Consider the following 1776-nt stretch of genomic DNA (forward strand, 5'->3'; position numbering starts at 1 on the left):
GAACAATAGTGCGCTCGCATGTGGATAGTCCCGTACGCGGCGCTCGATCAGCCGGTGTACCGGCTCCGCATCCGGGTACCGGTGAGCATTCACGCCCCATCCCCTTAGTTGTTGCTGCTCCGAATGCGTGAGAACCTCCACTTCGCCCACCGCACGTTGCGGATGGTTCGAGAGTCCCTCGACGATGCCAACCAAGGCAGCCTGCATGTACTCGCACTGACGCTGCGCGCCAACGGACCTGTGCACTTGGCCCACCAATTCGAAACCCTGGCCCAAGTCATCCACCGACATATCTACCGGGTAGTTCGTGCGTTCCTCCCCGCCCAGCACTTTTATCCCCTCCCAGGCACGGACTGTTGCATCAGCGTCTTGCGCCACGCTGTGGCGATAGTTGAGCAGGGCCGAGAACAAAGGAGTTCCTCCCGGCAGCCCGCTGCAGCGTTGCGCCAGCGACAGGCTGGCATGTTCGTGATGCATCAGCCCAGTCAGCCCAGCGTGTACCTCACGCAAACTTTGCAGCACGCCGCGAGACCCAAGTTTGATGCGGATGGGCAGCGTGTTGATGAACATTCCCAGCGCACGCTCCGCACCCTCTCCGCCTTGCATCCGTCCGAACAACACGGTGCCAAACACCACGTCGGCCTTGCCCGTCGTCCTGGCCAACACCAGCGCCCACGCCAAGTGGAACAGGCTGGCCGCGCTCACACCATGACGCTTGGATTGATACCGGATCTCCGCGCACAACCCATCTTCCAGCGCCAGCCTCGCTTCTTCGACTTCACTGCCGTCGCCCTGCACATCCAGCAGACCAAACGGCGTCGTCGGCTCATCCACGTCGCCCAGCATTCGCGTGAAGAAGGCTTCATGCTCGGCTGCGCTCATGCCCAACCGCGCCTGCGCCACAAAGCGCCGAAACGGCACCGGCTCGGGCAGCGCCGCCTCCTGGCCTTGCTGGATCTGCACAATCTCTTGGACTATCAGTTCCAGCGTCGTGTGATCCAGTACCAGGTGATGGCTAGGCAGTTGCAGCAGCCAACGTCCTTGTGCCGCATCCTGCGCAGCCACCGCCCGAATCATCGGGGCCTGACGCACATCGATGCGATGGCGTCGAGGATCGACAAGTTCGTTCAGCCGTTCTGCCACGTCGCCGGCGGCCACGCCCTCCCGCCACTCGGTTTGCAGCATTGCGTGGCGATAGACGAGCTGAACCGGTTCCTTCAGCCCCTCCCACAACACCGCCGTGCGCAGGATGTCATGGCGCTCTATCACCCGATTGAAGCTCGCGATGAAGCGCTCCAACCGCTCCCGGCTGTCAAAGCTCAGCAGGCAAGGGGTTACATAAGCGTCGCCCTGTTGCTCCAGCATGTGATGGAACAGAATGCCTTCCTGCAGCGGCGCCAGCGGATAAATGTCCTGGATGTTCTTCGCGCCGCCTGGCACCGCCGCTTCGATCCGACCGATCTCCAGGGCGTCAAGCTCGAGCAGCGTCAGCATCCCAGGCTCGATTGCCGCGCAGTCAACCGGAATCAGATTGGGGGGCACGGCAACGTCATGACGATCCTGACCATGCATGACGGCTCGGGCAAAGGCCGCCAGTTCGGGCTGTCTAAACAGCGTGCGCACCTGCACGGCCAGGCCCCGTGCACGCATGCGCTCCAGCACGCTCAGCGCCAATAGCGAATGCCCCCCCAACTCGAAGAAGTTGTCGTGGCGGCCCACGCGCTCGACGCCCAGGACTTCCGCCCAGATCGCCGCCAGCGCTTCTTCCACCTCGCC

1 protein-coding gene is annotated in these 1776 nt (G+C 63.0%); it reads right to left on the reverse strand.

Translation table 11 applies throughout. The features are described 5' to 3' along the window. Positions 1 to 1776: condensation domain-containing protein (locus tag DXK93_RS23050; protein WP_233564593.1), on the reverse strand; the 1776-nt coding region annotated here is incomplete at both ends.

Origin of the sequence: Achromobacter sp. K91 (genome assembly GCF_003576205.1) — a bacterium.
In the GTDB taxonomy this organism is placed as follows: Bacteria; Pseudomonadota; Gammaproteobacteria; order Burkholderiales; family Burkholderiaceae_B; genus Achromobacter; species Achromobacter aegrifaciens.